We start from the raw sequence: 15,614 nt of genomic DNA, 5'->3' as shown, positions 1-15,614 counted from the left end.
CTAGCCACGCACGATGAAGTGCCGATGACAGCGCGGTGTTCGCGGCGACTTAACGCGTTGCCGCTAGGATTCATGTTTGTGCACTGGAGAGAGCCCCCCATGAAGTCGATGCTGCCGATCGTGATGGTCGTCACCCTGTTGTCCGCGTGCCAGCGCGAAGAGGCCGCTGCGCCAGTGGCGGAGCCGCAGACCACCGCGACCAGCACGCCGATGGCGGAAACGCCTGCGCCTGCGCCCGCCGTCGACGACACCGCCGCGCCGGCCGGGCCGGTCAGCCAGGCGAGCTTCCTCGGCTACGGCGACATGAAGCTGGGCAGCACCGTCGACGAGGCGCGCGCGGCGTGGGGCGGCGAACTCAATGGCGCGCCGATGGAAGGCACCACTTGCCACTACCTGTGGCCGAAGTGGATCAGTCGTCCCGCCGAGTTCGCCTTCATGATGGAAGAGGGCAGGTTCGTCCGCTACGACGTGGGCACCGACAAGGAAACCGCGCCCGGCGGCGGCAAGGTCGGCATGAGCGTCGAAGACGTGCAGAAGCTCTATGGCGGTGCGCTGCAGGCGTCGCCGCACAAGTACACCGAAGGTGGCCAATACCTGTCCATCGATGCCGGCGACGTGGCGCCGACCACCAAGCTGGTCTTCGAGGCCGATGCCGCGGGCAAGATCACCTCGTGGCGCGTGGGCCTGTCGCCGCAGGTCGAATACGTCGAAGGCTGCTCCTGATCGACGGCACCCGGCTGGCCGCTCCGGCGGGCGGGGCATAGAATCGCCGCAGACGCGACGGGGAGCACGGCGATGGCGGAAGCCTGGGGTTACTTCGCATTGGGCCTGGTGCTGCTGGCGCTGGGCGGGGATTCGATCGTCAAGGGCGCGTCGGGCCTGGCTCAGCGCGTAGGCGCGTCGCCGTTCGTCGCGGGTCTGCTGCTGATCGCGTTCGGGACCTCGCTGCCGGAACTGGCGGTCAATGCGCGCGCGGCATGGGTGGGCTCGCAGGAACTCGCGCTCGGCAACGCAGTGGGCAGCAATATCGTCAACCTGGGCCTGACGCTCGGCGTCGCGGCACTGGTCGCGCCGGTGCTGGTGCGGATGCGCGTGCTCTCGCCGCTGCTGGTGCTGTTGGCGCTCGCGACGCTGGCGCTGATCGTGTTCGGCCTGGATGGCGTGGTCAGCCGTGTCGAAGGCGGTGCGCTGCTGCTGGGCTTCGTGGCATCGCTGGCGTTCCTGCTGGCGCGTGCGCCCCGCGAGGATGCGGCGGTGCGGACGCAGATCGAGGCCTACGCCCACACCCATGCCGTGCTGTGGATGAACCTGCTGCGCTTCGTCGTGGCGGCCGCGCTGCTGTACTACGGCGCGCGCTTCGTGGTGCAGGGAGCGCCGGTCATCGGCGTGCACTGGGGCCTGTCGCCGCTGCTGACCGGCTTGCTGCCGGTGGCGATCGGTACGGCCTTGCCGGAGATCGCCGCGGCCGCGATGGCGGCCCGGCGCGGGCAGGGCGACATGGTCGCGGGCCACGTCATCGGCTCCAGCCTGTTCAACCTGCTGGTGGTGGTGGGTGGCATGGCCGCGTTCCGTCCGCTGGCGCTGCCGGAATCGTTCGTGCGGCTCGAACTGCCTGCCGCGATCGCCTTCGTGCTGGTGCTGTACCCGATGCTGCGCGGCGACCTGCGCATCAGCCGCGTGGAAGGCGGCATCCTGCTTGCCGCTTTCGTCGGCTGGGTAGTCCTGGAGATCGCGTTGCTCGCTTGACCTGAACAGTGGGTCAGGCATGTGTGAACGGGTTTGTTAAACTCGGGGCGATTGCTCGCGAATGACGCATTCCCTGCAACGCAAGGCGGTAGATGATCCCTTTCCTCGAAATCCTGCTGGCGCTGCCGTTCGTGCTCGCGCTGGTGGTGGCGCTGGCGCGCGGCCTTCCGCGCGGCGCGACCGCATGGCTGGCCGGCCTGGCGCCGCTGCTGGGCCTGGTGCTGCTGGCGTGGATGACGCCGAGCGTGCTGCAGGGCTGGAACGTTCGCGCCGACCACGCCTGGATCCCGCAGATCGGCCTGGCCTTCACCCTGCGCCTGGACGGGCTGGCATGGATGTTCGCCGGCATGGTGCTGGCGATCGGTGCGCTGGTGGTCATGTACGCGCACTACTACCTGAGCGAGAAGGACAGCGCACCGCGCTTTTTCGCCTGCCTGCTGCTGTTCATGGGCTCGATGCTGGGCGTGGTGCTGGCCGGCAACCTGCTGCTGCTGGTGGTGTTCTGGGAACTGACCAGCATCAGTTCGTTCCTGCTGATCGGCTTCTGGTCGCATCGCCAGGATGCGCGCGAGGGCGCGCGCATGGCCCTGGCGATCACCGGCGCCGGCGGACTGGCGCTGCTGGGCGGCGTGCTGCTGATCGGGCGCATCGTCGGCAGTTACGACCTGGACGTGGTGCTGGCCTCGGGCGACCTGATCCGCGCGAGCACGCTGTATCCGTGGGCGCTGGCGCTGGCGCTGGCGGGCGTGTTCACCAAGAGCGCGCAGTTCCCGCTGCACTTCTGGCTGCCGCACGCGATGGCGGCGCCGACACCGGTCTCGGCCTACCTGCATTCGGCGACGATGGTGAAGGCCGGGGTGTTCCTGCTCGCCCGGCTGCATCCGGCGCTGGCGGGGACCGACCTGTTCTTCTACGTGGTCACCAGCGTCGGTGCGATGACGCTGCTGGTCGGCGCCTGGTTCGCGATCTTCCAGCACGACTTGAAGGGCCTGCTGGCCTATTCGACCATCTCGCACCTCGGCCTGATCACGCTGCTGTTCGGCATCTCCACGCCGATGGCGGTGGTGGCGGGCGTGTTCCACATCCTCAACCACGCCACGTTCAAGGCCTCGCTGTTCATGGCGGCCGGCATCATCGACCACGAGACCGGCACGCGCGACATGCGGCGGCTCGGCAACCTGCGGCGCTACCTGCCGATGACCAGCGCGCTGGCGATCGTGGCCTCGCTGGCGATGGCGGGCATCCCGCTGCTCAACGGCTTCCTGTCGAAGGAGATGTTCTTCGCCGAGGCGCTGGACATCGACGGCCACCGCGGCATGCGCAACGCCATCGCGGCGGCGGCGCTGCTGTACGGCATGTTCGGCGTGGCCTACAGCCTGCGCTTCGTCTACGAGACCTTCTTCGGCAAGGGACCGCGCGACCTCGACGTGGTCCCGCACGAGCCGCCGCGCTGGATGAAGATACCGGTGGAAGTGCTGGTGGTGCTGTGCGTGGCGGTCGGCATGTTCCCGGCGTGGACGGTGGCGCCGGTGTTGCACGCCGGCGCCGGTGCGATCCTCGGCGAGGCCATGCCCGAGTACAGCCTGGCGGTGTGGCACGGCATCAACACGCCGCTGCTGATGAGCCTGGCCGGCATCGCCGGCGGCGTCCTGCTGTACTTCGGGCTGCGCCGGCTGTTCGATCTGCATGCGATCGCGCGGCAGTCGTTCGGACGCCTCGTGTTCCGCTGGAACATGGAAGCACTCTACGCGCTGGCGGGTCGCTTCACCGCACGGATCGCCAATGGCAGCCTGCAGCGCAGCCTGCTGTTCCTGGTGCTGGCGGCGATCGCCGCCGGTGCCGCGCCTTTCGTCGCCGGCGATGCCGCACCGCTGCAGTGGCGCGCGCCCCAGCCCATGCCGCTGTTGGGCTGGCTGCTGTGGCTGGTCCTGGTGGTATGCGCGGTGTGGACGATCCGCCTGTACCGGCAGCGGTTGCTGGCGGTCATCGTGCTGGGCGGCGCCGGCCTGGTGGTCAGCCTGACCTTCGTCTTCCTGTCCGCGCCGGACCTGGCGCTGACGCAGTTGATGGTGGAAATGGTCAGTCTGGTCCTGTTGCTGCTGGGACTGCATTACCTGCCACCGCGCTCGCCGCCCGAGCGGACGCCGCGCCGGCGCCTGCGCGACATTCTGGTGGCCTCGGTCGCGGGCGGTGGTGCCGGCCTGCTCGCCTACCAGGTGATGACGCGGCCGGCCGACACCATCAGCGGCGAACTGCTGGCGCGCTCGCTGCCGGAAGCCTATGGCAGCAACGTGGTCAACGTGATCCTGGTCGACTTCCGCGGCTTCGATACCTTCGGCGAGATCACCGTGTTCGGTATCGCGGCGCTGATCGTGCATGCGCTGCTGCGCCGTGCGCGGATGGCGCCGGAGAAGGTCATGTCGGGTCCCCCGATCAAGTTGCCGGTGCCGGCGGACCTGGCGCAGATCATGTTCCCGTTGACGCTGACCGTGTCGGTGTTCCTGTTCCTGCGCGGACACAACGCGCCCGGTGGCGGTTTCATCGCCGGCCTGGTGCTGGCGGTGCCGCTGCTGGTGCAGTACGTGATCCAAGGGGCGGCGTCGGTCGAGTCGCGCTTCGGCTTCGACTACATCAAGTGCATCGGCATCGGCCTGATCGTCGCCGGCGTGAGCGGGGTGGCGTCGATGCTGTTCGGCGTGCCGTTCCTGACCAGCGGTCATCTCGACCTGGTATTGCCGGTGATCGGCACGGTGCCGCTGGCCAGCGCGATCGGCTTCGACACCGGCGTCTACCTGGTGGTGTTCGGCGGCGCCATGCTCATCCTCTCGATGATGGGCACCATCCGCCCTTCGCGCACGCGCGTGTCGCACCTCGGCGTGATGGAGCCGGGCGAGCGGTCCACCCGCACGGGAGAACTGAGCTGATGGGGAGGACGCCATAATGGAACTGGCCATGGCGAGCGCGATCGCCATCCTCACTGCGGCAGGCGTGTACCTGCTGCTGCGTGCGCGCAGCTTCGACGTCATCCTCGGGCTGACGCTGCTGTCCTATGCGACCAACCTGCTGATCTTCGCCGGAGGGCGGCTGACGCCCGGCAAGCCGGCGGTGCTGCGCGAAGGTGTGGCGCCGACGCTCGCCCATTACACCGATCCGCTGCCCCAAGCGCTGGTGCTGACGGCCATCGTGATCGCCTTCGCGATGACGGCGGTGACGGTGGTCCTGTCGATCCGCAGCCGCGGCGACAACGACAGCGACCATGTCGACGGCAGCAAGGCCCAGCGCGAATTCCTGGCCAGCGAACAGCGTCGCCATGAAGAAGCGCGCGATGCCGCCAAGGCCGACGACGCGGAGCCGCGCGCATGAACCACCTGCCGGTGCTGCCGATCCTGATCCCGCTGTTCGCCGCGTCTATCGCGCTGTTCTTCGAACATCGCCGCTTCGGCATGGTGCCGCAGCGCATCGTCGCGTGGACTTCGATCGCCGCCATGCTGGCGGTTGCCGGTGTCCTGGTCGCTTCGGCGGGTTCGGGCGACGTGTCGGTCTACCTGCTGGGCGACTGGCCGGCGCGGCTGGGGATCGTGCTGATGGTGGACCGGCTGTCGGCATTGATGCTGCTGGTCGGGCTGCTGCTCGCCGCGGCCTGCCTGCTGCACGCCTGCGCGGGCTGGGACCGGCGCGCGCCGCACTTCCATGCGTTCTTCCAGTTCCAGTTGATGGGATTGAACGGCGCGTTCCTCACCGGCGACATCTTCAACCTGTTCGTGTTCTTCGAAGTGCTGCTGATCTCCTCGTACGGCCTGATGCTCAGTGGCGGGCGAGGTGAGCGGATGCGCGCGGGCCTGCACTACGTCACCTTCAATATCGCCGCCTCGACGCTGTTCCTGATCGCGCTGGGCCTGCTGTACGGCCTGCTCGGCTCCTTGAACATGGCCGAGCTGTCGGTGCGTGTGGCGCAACTGCCGCCGGGCGATGTGGCGCTGGTGCAGGCGGCGGCCGGCCTGCTGTTCGTGGTGTTCTGCGCGAAAGCCGCGTTGCTGCCGATGTACTTCTGGTTGCCGGAGACCTATACGCATGCGCCCGCGGCCGTGGCCGGCCTGTTCGCCATCATGACCAAGGTGGGCCTGTATGCCGTGTTGAGGCTGGGCACACTGAGCTTCGGCGCGTCGGGACCGCTGGACGGCTTCGCATGGCCGGCGCTGCTGGTCCTGGGCGCGGCGACGCTGGTGCTGGCGTCGCTGGGCGTGCTGGCGGCGAACCGGCTTCGCGCGCTGGCGGCCTATCTGGTGCTGGGCTCGGCAGCCACGCTGTTCGTCGCGTTTTCGCTGCATACCGCCGGTACCGTCGGTGCCGGGCTGTACTACCTGGTGCACAGCAGTTTCGCCGGCGCCGCGCTGTTCCTGCTCGCCGACCTGATCCGCCGGCGCCGCGGCCGCGCGAGCGACCGCAAGGACTTGATCGCCGCACTGCCCGACAAGACCGTGCCCGGCCTGCTGTTCCTGGTGGCGGCGGTCTCGCTGGCGGGCCTGCCGCCGCTGTCCGGCTTCATCGGCAAGCTGCTGCTGCTGGACGCGGTGCCCGCCGGTCCGCGTACGCCGTGGATCTGGGCGCTGGTCCTGGTCACGAGCTTCATGATGCTGGTGGGGCTGGCGCGTGCCGGCACGCGCCTGTTCTGGCGCGTGGAGCCCTGGCCCGATGCCGGCGTGCGGAAGCTGGAGGCCTACGTCCCCGAGCAGGACCAGATCGCGCCATCGCGCCCCCTGGAAACCTCGGCCATCGTGCTGCTGCTGGCCTATGGCGTGGCGCTGGTACTGGTGGCCGCGCCGGTACTGGACTACACGCGCGCCACCGCCGCGCAGCTGCAGGCACCGGCCGATTACGTCGAACACGTGCGCGCCGCCGCACCGATCCTGAGGGAGCCCTGAGCATGGCCTCGACATGGCGCAAGCGCTGGTTGCCGTCGCTGCCGCTGAGCGTGACGGTGTTCTGCTTCTGGTTGCTGATGAACGACGATGTCAGCGCCGGCCATGTGGTCATGGCGCTGTTGCTGGCGCTGCTGATTCCGCCGTTCGCCGCGCGCCTGGACCGCGAATTCGCCAGCATCGGCCGCCTGCGCAGCGTGCCCCGCATGCTGGGCGTGCTGGCCCTGGATATCGTGCAGGCCAACATCACCGTGGCGATGCAGGTGCTGGGCCCGGAGCGGAACATCCATCCCGGCTTCATCTGGGTGCCGCTGGACATCGACAACATCCACGGCATCGCGGCGCTGACCAGCATCATCACGCTCACGCCGGGAACGGTGTCGTCGGCCCTGTCGGACGACCGCAGCCACCTGCTCGTGCACGTGCTGAACCTAGACGATGCCGACGAGGTGATCCGGCAGATCAAGACGCGCTACGAAGCGCCGCTGAGGGAGATCTTCCCATGACGCCTCCGGAACTGGTGATGTACGCCATCGTCGCCTCGATGCACGTGGTCGGACTGGCGATGCTGCTGGCGCTGGCGAGGCTGGTGCGCGGTCCCAGCGTGCCCGACCGCATCCTGGCGCTGGACACGCTGTTCGTGGCGGCGATCGCGCAACTGGTGCTGTTCGGCATGTACCTGGGCACGGCGGTCTACTTCGAGGCGGCGCTGATCATCGCCATGCTGGGGTTCGTCGGCACGGTGGTGCTGAGCAAGTACGTGCTGCGCCGGGACATCGTCGAATGAGCTGGGTCTTCGCCATCCTGCTGGTACTGCTGCTGGCCGTGGGCAGCTTCTTCATCCTGGTGGGCTCCTTCAGCCTGCTGAAGCTGTCGGAGTTCTTCAAGCGCCTGCACGGCCCGACCAAGGCCAGCACGCTGGGCGTGGGCTGCGTGCTGATCGCGTCGGTCGGCTACCACGCCCTGAGCGGCACCGATCCGCAGCCGCGCGAGTTGCTGATCACCGCCTTCCTTTTCATCACGACGCCGATCAGCGCGCATCTGATGGCCAAGGCGGCACTGTCGCTGCACATGGCGGAGCGGCCGCCGATGCCGGGCGGCGAACCGCCCAGGCCGATCGACGCGGTCGACGAAGACGCCGCCCCGGACGCCTGATCCGCGATGCGTACCGCCCTCGTTTTCGGTGCCAGCGGCCAGATCGGCGAGGCGCTGCTGGCCCGGCTCGCTGCGGGCGAATGGCACGTGTTCGCGGTATCGCGGACATCGCGGCCCGCGTCGTCGAACGTGCGGTGGCTGCCCGGCGAATTCGCCGGCATCGATGGATTGCCCGATCGCGTCGACGTGATCTTCAGCACCGGCCCGCTGGACGGGTTCGCGCAGTGGTATGCGCGCGGCCTGGTGGCGGCGCCGCGCGTGGTCGCGTTCGGATCCACCAGCCTCGATACGAAGCAGAACTCGCACGATGCGTACGAGCGCGACATCGTTGCGCGGCTGCAGGCCGCCGAGCGGATCGTGTTCGATGCCGCGACGGCACAGGGTGCGGCAGCGACGTTGCTGCGTCCGACCCTGGTCTACGGCGCAGGCCGCGACCAGACGCTGGCGCGGATCGCGGCGATCGCACGGCGCCTGGGCTTCTTCATGCTGCCGCATGGCGCGCAAGGGAAACGCCAGCCGGTGCATGTGGACGACCTCGCCGCCGCCGCGCTCGCGGTGGTGGATGCGCCCGCGACGCACGGGCAGTCGTATGCGTTGCCGGGGGGCGAAACGCTGGCCTACCGCGAGATGGTGGCGCGCACGTTGGCGGCGCTCGACCCGCCGGCGACGCTGCGGCAGCTGCCGATGCCGGTCTTCCGTGCGCTACTCTCGCTTGCCCGCATGGCGGGCGTGATGCGGGGGCTCACCGACGACGCGGTAGCACGGATGCGCGAGGACCTGGTGTTCGACGCCACGCCGGCGCGCAACGACTTCGGTTACGCGCCGCGGCCCTTCGTCGTCGACAAGCGTGCGGTCAATTCGTAGAGCGGAGCTTGCTCCGCTGCTTTTCTGAACCCTGAAACGATCCCGGGAACGGCATCAGCCGGGCAAGCCCGGCTCTACCCTCAATACCGCCAACCCATCTTCCGGTAGAACTTGCTCAGCACCCACACCGGGCCGATCAGCAGGTAGGTAAGGTCGGTCAGGAAGCTGGGCTTCTTGCCTTCGATCTTGTGGCCGATGAACTGCGCGATCCACGCCAGCACGAAGACCGCCACGGCGAGGAAGAACAGGTTCTGCAGTCCCAGCAGGCCCTCCAGCCAGCGCGTCAGCCAGGCCATCGCGATGAAGATCGCCAGCATGCCGAAGCCCAGCGGCCGGGACAGCTTGTAGTAGTACATCCACGCGCCGAACATCGCCAGCGCCGCCCACATGCCGGACTTCACCCACGTGCCGAACACCGGGATGCACCACAGCAGCGCCACCACCGTCCACAGGATCGCCGGCACGGCGAACACATGGATCAGCTGGTTGGTCTCGTTGACGTGGTCGCCGGAATAGCTGGCGAACCAGCGGTCCACCGGACGTTGTGCGGTCGCGTTCATTCATCCCTCCCGAGGATGGCAATGCGGCAGGGTATGGAGCATACCCCAGCGCGGCCGGGGTTGCCGGGCCGGCCATCGCAACCTCGCAGGAGGGCGGGCGAAGCCCGCTCTACAGGTACCGTGTACGGTCAGTCGACGGTGATGCCGGCCAGTTTCTGCAGCGCTTCGGCGTACTTGGCGCGGGTGCGCTCGATGACCTCGGCGGGCAGCGACGGGCCGGGCGCGGTCTTGTCCCAGTCCAGCGTTTCCAGGTAGTCGCGCACGAACTGCTTGTCGTAGCTCGGCGGGCTGGTCCCGACTTCGTACTGGTCCGCGGGCCAGTAGCGCGAGGAATCCGGCGTCAGCATCTCGTCCATGATGTAGAGGCGGCCATCCTCGTCCGTGCCGAACTCGAACTTGGTGTCGGCCAGCAGGATGCCGCGCTCGGCCGCGACGTCGGCGGCGAAGCGGTAGATGCGCAGGGTGGCGTCGCGCACGCGCTCGGCCAGTTCGGCGCCGACGGTCTTCACCATCGCGTCGAAATCGATGTTCTCGTCGTGGTCGCCGACGGCGGCCTTGGTCGACGGGGTGAAGATCGGTTCGGCCAGCTTTTCCGCCTGGCGCAGGCCATCGGGCAGTTCGATGCCGCTGACCTTGCCGGTGCGCTGGTAGTCCTTCCAGCCGCTGCCGATCAGGTAGCCGCGGGCGATCGCCTCTACCGGCACGGGCTTGAGCTTCTTCGTCACTACCGCGCGCTTGGCGTACAGCGACGCATCGACGCCGGCCGGCAGCACGCTGGCCACGTCGATGCCGGTCAGGTGGTTCGGCATCAGGTGCGCGGTCTTGGCGAACCAGAAGTTGGAAATCTGGCAGAGCATCTCGCCCTTGCCGGGAATCGGATCGGGCAGCACCACGTCGAAGGCGCTCAGGCGATCGGTGGCTACCATCAACAGGTAGTCGCCCGCAGGCGCATCGGCGGGCAGGCGGTCGCGCGGGATATCGAACACGTCGCGGACCTTACCGCGGTGGCGCAGGGTGAGGCCGGGCAGATCGGATTGCAGCAACGTCGTGGGCACAAACACTCCTTCGGGAGTCCGGAAACCATCGAGGCGGTACAGCGTCGTGGGGCGTGCGGCAGGCCGTGCGCCCGAGGCCCCGGGGCGGCCGTCTACCCGCTGCTGCGGGGCCGGGTACCGGACCGGGCCGCGTAGTGTACGGGCTCGGGAGCGCCATGTGCCGTAAAATGCCGCGATTGCCGGAGAAGGCGGGCCGAATGAAGCGCTGGTACGGAAAACTGCTGGGATTCGTGGCCGGTTGGCTGCTGATGCGCCATCCGCTGGGCGGCCTGGTGGGCCTGATCATCGGCCACGCCTTCGACGAGGACTGGTTCAAGCTCAGCCGCGACAACCCGTACCGCGTCTTCGACCTGACCAGCGACGCCAGCGACGCCGAAGTCGACCAGGCCTATCGCCGGCTGATTTCCCAGTACCACCCCGACAAGATGGCCGGCGCGGCGGAAGACCTGCGCCGCCAGGCCGAACAGAAGGCCGGCGAGATCAACGCCGCCTACGACCGCATCAAGACCCTGCGCAAGCGCAAGTGAGCCCCTCCATGCCGAACTGCATCATCGCCCCGTCCATCCTGTCCGCCGATTTCGCCCGCCTGGGCGAGGAAGTCGACAACGTGCTGAAGGCGGGCGCCGACTGGGTGCACTTCGACGTGATGGACAACCACTACGTGCCCAACCTGACCATCGGCCCGATGGTCTGCAGCGCGCTGCGCAAGCACGGCGTCACCACGCCGATCGACGTGCACCTGATGGTGGAGCCGGTGGATCGCATCGTGCCGGACTTCGCCGAGGCCGGTGCCAGCATCATCAGCTTCCATCCGGAAGCGTCGAAGCACGTGCACCGCACGATCCAGCTGATCAAGTCGTTGGGCTGCAAGGCCGGCCTGGTGCTCAATCCCGGTACGCCGGTCGAGGTGCTGGACTGGGTGCTGCCGGAACTGGACCTGGTGCTGCTGATGTCCGTGAACCCGGGCTTCGGCGGGCAGGCGTTCATTCCGTCTGCACTGGACAAGCTGCGCGCGGTACGCGCGATGATCGACAGGACGGGCAAGGACATCCGCCTGGAAATCGACGGCGGCGTGAAGGCCGACAACATCGGCCAGATCGCAGCGGCGGGCGCAGATGCCTTCGTGGCCGGCTCGGCGATCTTCAATGCCCCGGACTACAAGGACGTGATCGACCGCATGCGCACGGCCGTGGCGGAAGCGCGTCGCTGATCGGTGCGCAGAGCGGAGCGTGCTCCGCGTGCCGTGCAGGCCGCCGGGCAAGCTCGGCGTCACACGGAAAAGGGCGATGGCCTGCGCCACCGCCCCGGAAGGATTGGAGGCTGATCCTGCCTCCGCCCGTCGTCCCTGCTATGGCTTTCCACGTTACGGGTCGTCTGTGACGGGAAGATGACGGCGGTCTCCGCTGTTGTAGGAGCGACGTGAGTCGCGACCGCATGCCTTGGCCGAAATGGGACCTGTCGGCCCGACAATCCTGGAACCGACGATCTGCGGTCGCGACTCACGTCGTTCCTACAGGAGAGCGGCTATCCTCGCGCCACCCTCAAGGACTCCCCCATGACCGCACCCCGCTGGCGCCTGATCCTCAACGGCAAATCCGCGGGCGACGACGACCTGCGCGAAGCCGTCCGCACGATGCGCCAGGACGGCATCGCGCTGGACGTGCGGGTGACGTGGGAAGACGGCGATGCCGAACGCTATGTCGCCGACGCGATCGCCGATGGCGTGGACACCGTCATCGCCGCCGGCGGCGACGGCACGCTCAGCGAGGTCGCGACGACGCTCGCCCACCGGGACCCGCAGGCCGCGGCGCTGCCCTCGCTCGGGTTGGTGCCGCTGGGGACGGCCAACGACTTCGCCACCGCTGCCGGCATTCCCGATGACGCCTTGCCCGCGTTGCGACTGGTCCGCGATGTCGCTGCGGTCCCGATGGACTTGCTGCGCATCGAGGCCGAGGACGGTCCGCACTGGTGCGCCAACCTTGCCAGCGGTGGCTTCGGCACCGAGGTCACCGTGGAGACCGACGAGGGCCTGAAGAAGATGCTCGGCGGGCTGGCCTACCTGATCACCGGGATCGCCAAGCTCGGCCGCATCGAGCCGATGACGGCGCGCGTGCGTGGTCCGGAGTTCGACTGGCAGGGCGACTTCATCGCGCTCGGCATCGGCAACGGACGCCAGGCCGGCGGCGGGCAGGCGCTCTGCCCGGATGCGCTGGTCGACGACGGCCTGCTGGACCTGACCATCGTGCCGGAGCTGTCCGGCGAGGTCGCCGCCACCGTCGGCACGCTGGTGAAGGACGGCAAGCATGCCGCGCTGGACCGCGTCGCCACCCGCGTGCGGCTGCCGTGGGTCGACGTGGAGGCCGACCAGCCGCTGACCCTCAACCTGGATGGCGAGCCTGTGCAGTCCCGTCGTTTCCACATCGAGTGCGTGCCCGGGCGCGTCCGCATGCACCTGCCCGCAGGCTGTCCGTTGCGTCTGCAACCTTAGCGACGCTCCGAAAGCGCGCCCCTGCTCGTCATTCCCGCGAAGGCGGGTCAGCGGCGTGACGCCACGGGATCCCCACCTGCGCGGGGATACCGGTGGTGATTCATGCTGTCCCCAGTGGCCGTCGGCCCGATGCGTCGGGTAAAGTAGGCCCGTGTCCCATCCCGCGCTCCCGCTTTCCGAAGATTCCGCACGCCTTGGCTGGCGATGGTGGCCCGTTGCCGTCGCCCGTATCGCCACCGTGTCCCGGAAGGAAAGCCCGCTTGATCTCGCACGCCCAGTTCCAGCAGTACGCTGCTGAAGGTTTCAACCGCATCCCCGTCGTCCGTGAAGTGCTGTCCGACCTGGACACGCCGCTCTCGGTCTACCTGAAACTCGCCGACGCGCCGCATACCTACCTGTTCGAATCGGTGGAAGGCGGCGAGCGCTTCGGCCGCTATTCCATCATCGGCCTGCCGGTGCGCCGCGTGGCGACGTTCCGCGGCCACACGCTGCAGATCCACGACCATGGCCAACTGGTCGAGACGCGCGAGGTCGCCGATCCCTTCGCCGAAGTCGAAGCGCTGCGCGCCGCCTACGCGGTGCCGAAGCTCGAAGGCCTGCCCGGCTTCGCCGGCGGCCTGGTCGGCTGGTTCGGCTTCGAGTGCATCGGCTACATCGAGCCGCGATTGGCGACCGGCGACAAACCCGACGAACTCGGCACGCCCGACATCCTGCTGATGCTGTCGGAAGAGGTCGCGGTCTTCGACAACCTCAAGGGCCGGCTGTACCTGATCGTCCACGCCGATCCGCGCGGGCCGGATGCCTGGCAGCAGGCGCAGGCTCGGCTGGACGTGCTGACGGGCAAGCTGCGCCAGCCGGGGTCGTACCCCACGCCGATCACCCGCGACGTGCTGGACGAAAGCCACTTCGTGTCCGGCTTCACCCATGACGGCTTCATCGCCGCGGTCGAACAGTCCAAGGAATACATCCGCGCCGGCGACATCTTCCAGGTCGTGCTGAGCCAGCGGCTGAGCGTGCCGTTCAATGCGCGGCCGGTGGACGTCTACCGCGCGCTGCGCGCGCTGAATCCATCGCCCTACATGTACTTCCTGGATGTCGGCGATGTGCAGGTGGTCGGCTCTTCGCCGGAAATCCTGGTACGGCTCGAGAACAACGAAGTCACCGTGCGCCCGATCGCCGGTACGCGTCCGCGTGGAAAGACGCATGACGAAGACGTCGCGCTGGAAGCCGAACTGCTGGCCGACCCCAAGGAGCGCGCGGAACACCTGATGCTGATCGACCTGGGCCGCAACGACACCGGCCGCGTATCGGAAGCCGGTACGGTGCAGGTGGGCGAGCAGTTCGTCATCGAGCGTTACAGCCATGTCATGCATATCGTCAGCGAAGTCACCGGCAAGCTGTTGCCGGGCCTCAGTTATGCGGACGTGCTGCGTGCGACGTTCCCGGCCGGCACCGTCAGCGGCGCACCGAAGATCCGCGCGCTGGAAGTGATCCGCGAACTGGAACCGATCAGGCGCAATGTCTATGCCGGCAGCATCGGTTACATCGGCTGGCATGGCGACGCCGACACCGCCATCGCGATCCGTACCGCCGTCATCAAGGACGGTCGCCTGCACGTGCAGGCCGGCGCCGGCATCGTCTACGACTCCGATCCCGAGAAGGAATGGGACGAGACGATGAACAAGGGCCGCGCGCTGTTCCGCGCCGTGGCCGAAGCGGCGAAGGGGCTGTGATGGAGCTGGCCATCGACAACGCGAAGATCAGCCTGCGCAACGACTACAGCGAGGGCGCGCACCCGCGCCTGCTGCAGGCGCTGGCCGTGGCGAGCGCGGAGATAAACCGTGGCTACGGCCTCGACGTCCACAGCGCCCGCGCCGCTGCCCTGATCCGCGACCGTCTCGCACGCGATGCCGACGTGCATTTCCTCGCGGGCGGCACGCAGACCAATCTCGTCGCGCTGGCCGCGTTCCTGCGCCCGCACGAAGCCGTGGTCGCGCCGGCCAGCGGGCATATCGCCACGCACGAGGCCGGCGCCATCGAGGCCAGCGGCCACAAGGTGCTGACGGTCGCCACGCCCGACGGCAAGTTGAGTCCGGAACTGATCCAGCCCTGCGTCGACGGCCACAGCGGCGAACACATGGTGAAACCGCGGGTGGTCTACATCTCCAACACCACCGAATGGGGCACGCTCTACAGCGCCGCCGAGCTGCAGGCGCTGGGCGAGTTCTGCCGGAACCGCGGGCTGCTGCTCTACGTCGACGGCGCACGCCTCGCGTCCGCGCTGACCACGCCAGGCAACGATGTCGACCTGGCGCTGCTGTCGACCCAGGCCGATGCCTTCTACATCGGGGGCACCAAGAACGGTGCGCTGCTGGGCGAGGCACTGGTCATCGTCAACCCCATCCTGCGCACGGAGTTCCGTCACGTCATCAAGCAGCGTGGCGCGATGCTGGCCAAGGGCATGGTGGTCGGTGCGCAGTTCGAAGCCCTGTTCGAGGACGGTCTGTACTTCGTGCTGGCCACGCATGCGAACGTCATGGCCGAACGGTTGCGGGAAGTGCTGCACCAGGCCGGCGTACCGCTGGCCGTGGACTCGCCCAGCAACCAGGTGTTTCCGGTCCTGCCGAACGCCGTCGTCGAACGCCTGCAGCAGCAGGTCGAGTTCGAGACCTGGGAGCGCCGCGGCGACGGTACCACCGTGATCCGGCTGATGACGTCGTGGGCGACGCCGGAATCCGCCATCGAAGCGTTTGCGGTCGTACTGGTGCAGCTCGACAGGGAGAAGCAGGCCAATGAACCCGGTTGAAACCCCGCTCCCGCGGTTGGC

At 68.2% G+C, this 15,614-nt stretch carries 16 protein-coding genes; 14 read left to right on the top strand and 2 right to left on the bottom strand.

Annotated features, from left to right (window positions below; all coding sequences use genetic code 11):
- The first annotated feature begins 99 nt into the window (after positions 1-99).
- The 9 genes from AC1Q5B_RS01080 to AC1Q5B_RS01040 all read left to right on the top strand — a co-directional run bounded on the left by AC1Q5B_RS01080 (position 100) and on the right by AC1Q5B_RS01040 (position 8,684).
- Positions 100-723: a lectin gene (locus tag AC1Q5B_RS01080; protein ID WP_492629895.1), complete on the top strand. Its 624-nt coding sequence runs from the start codon at positions 100-102 to the stop codon at positions 721-723.
- Between the two features lie 72 nt (positions 724-795).
- Positions 796-1,746: a calcium/sodium antiporter gene (locus tag AC1Q5B_RS01075; RefSeq protein WP_492629894.1), complete on the top strand. Its 951-nt coding sequence runs from the start codon at positions 796-798 to the stop codon at positions 1,744-1,746.
- 92 nt (positions 1,747-1,838) lie between these two features.
- Positions 1,839-4,670 (top strand): monovalent cation/H+ antiporter subunit A, encoded by a 2,832-nt coding sequence (locus tag AC1Q5B_RS01070; RefSeq protein ID WP_492629893.1) that lies wholly within the window; start codon positions 1,839-1,841, stop codon positions 4,668-4,670.
- Between the two features lie 16 nt (positions 4,671-4,686).
- Positions 4,687-5,109 (top strand): Na+/H+ antiporter subunit C, encoded by a 423-nt coding sequence (locus AC1Q5B_RS01065; protein ID WP_492629892.1) that lies wholly within the window; start codon positions 4,687-4,689, stop codon positions 5,107-5,109.
- Positions 5,106-6,668, top strand: a complete 1,563-nt coding sequence (locus AC1Q5B_RS01060; RefSeq protein WP_492629891.1) for a monovalent cation/H+ antiporter subunit D — start codon at positions 5,106-5,108, stop codon at positions 6,666-6,668. Before AC1Q5B_RS01065 ends, AC1Q5B_RS01060 begins: the two co-directional genes overlap by 4 nt.
- Before the next feature lie 2 nt (positions 6,669-6,670).
- Positions 6,671-7,171: a Na+/H+ antiporter subunit E gene (locus tag AC1Q5B_RS01055; RefSeq protein ID WP_492629890.1), complete on the top strand. Its 501-nt coding sequence runs from the start codon at positions 6,671-6,673 to the stop codon at positions 7,169-7,171.
- Positions 7,168-7,452 carry a K+/H+ antiporter subunit F gene (locus tag AC1Q5B_RS01050; protein WP_492629889.1) on the top strand — a complete coding sequence of 95 codons (285 nt, stop codon included), beginning with the start codon at positions 7,168-7,170 and terminating at the stop codon, positions 7,450-7,452. Before AC1Q5B_RS01055 ends, AC1Q5B_RS01050 begins: the two co-directional genes overlap by 4 nt.
- Positions 7,449-7,820, top strand: coding sequence for a Na+/H+ antiporter subunit G (locus tag AC1Q5B_RS01045; RefSeq protein WP_492629888.1), 372 nt, complete (start codon positions 7,449-7,451; stop codon positions 7,818-7,820). Before AC1Q5B_RS01050 ends, AC1Q5B_RS01045 begins: the two co-directional genes overlap by 4 nt.
- Positions 7,821-7,826: 6 nt before the next feature.
- Positions 7,827-8,684 carry an NAD-dependent epimerase/dehydratase family protein gene (locus AC1Q5B_RS01040; protein WP_492629887.1) on the top strand — a complete coding sequence of 286 codons (858 nt, stop codon included), beginning with the start codon at positions 7,827-7,829 and terminating at the stop codon, positions 8,682-8,684.
- A gap of 80 nt (positions 8,685-8,764) precedes the next feature.
- Here the strand turns inward: AC1Q5B_RS01040 and AC1Q5B_RS01035 are convergent, their stop codons facing one another.
- A complete protein-coding gene (locus AC1Q5B_RS01035; RefSeq protein ID WP_492629886.1) occupies positions 8,765-9,244 on the bottom strand; it encodes an Mpo1 family 2-hydroxy fatty acid dioxygenase in 480 nt (159 codons plus the stop codon).
- 128 nt (positions 9,245-9,372) lie between these two features.
- Positions 9,373-10,299, bottom strand: coding sequence for a phosphoribosylaminoimidazolesuccinocarboxamide synthase (locus AC1Q5B_RS01030; RefSeq protein WP_492629885.1), 927 nt, complete (start codon positions 10,297-10,299; stop codon positions 9,373-9,375).
- A 197-nt stretch (positions 10,300-10,496) separates the two neighbouring features.
- Between AC1Q5B_RS01030 and AC1Q5B_RS01025 the strand changes: the two genes are divergently transcribed.
- From AC1Q5B_RS01025 to AC1Q5B_RS01005, 5 genes are all read left to right on the top strand, one after another.
- On the top strand, positions 10,497-10,826 hold the full coding sequence (locus AC1Q5B_RS01025) for a J domain-containing protein (protein ID WP_056879445.1): 330 nt from the start codon (positions 10,497-10,499) through the stop codon (positions 10,824-10,826).
- Between the two features lie 8 nt (positions 10,827-10,834).
- On the top strand, positions 10,835-11,509 hold the full coding sequence (gene rpe / locus AC1Q5B_RS01020; protein WP_492629884.1) for a ribulose-phosphate 3-epimerase: 675 nt from the start codon (positions 10,835-10,837) through the stop codon (positions 11,507-11,509).
- Positions 11,510-11,854: 345 nt separating this feature from the next.
- Complete coding sequence (gene yegS / locus AC1Q5B_RS01015; RefSeq protein WP_492629883.1) at positions 11,855-12,787, top strand: lipid kinase YegS; 933 nt, start codon at positions 11,855-11,857, stop codon at positions 12,785-12,787.
- A 260-nt stretch (positions 12,788-13,047) separates the two neighbouring features.
- Complete coding sequence (gene trpE / locus AC1Q5B_RS01010) at positions 13,048-14,520, top strand: anthranilate synthase component I (RefSeq protein WP_492629882.1); 1,473 nt, start codon at positions 13,048-13,050, stop codon at positions 14,518-14,520.
- The gene (locus AC1Q5B_RS01005) at positions 14,520-15,593 is read left to right on the top strand and encodes a threonine aldolase family protein (RefSeq protein ID WP_492629881.1); all 1,074 of its coding nucleotides are present in this window, start codon (positions 14,520-14,522) and stop codon (positions 15,591-15,593) included. The genes trpE and AC1Q5B_RS01005 overlap by 1 nt, the downstream gene beginning before the upstream one ends.
- The last annotated feature ends 21 nt before the right edge of the window (positions 15,594-15,614 follow it).

The sequence above is a fragment of the Pseudoxanthomonas sp. GW835-FHT14C01 genome (genome assembly GCF_058793715.1).
This window is presented reverse-complemented; position numbering and strand designations above follow the sequence as displayed.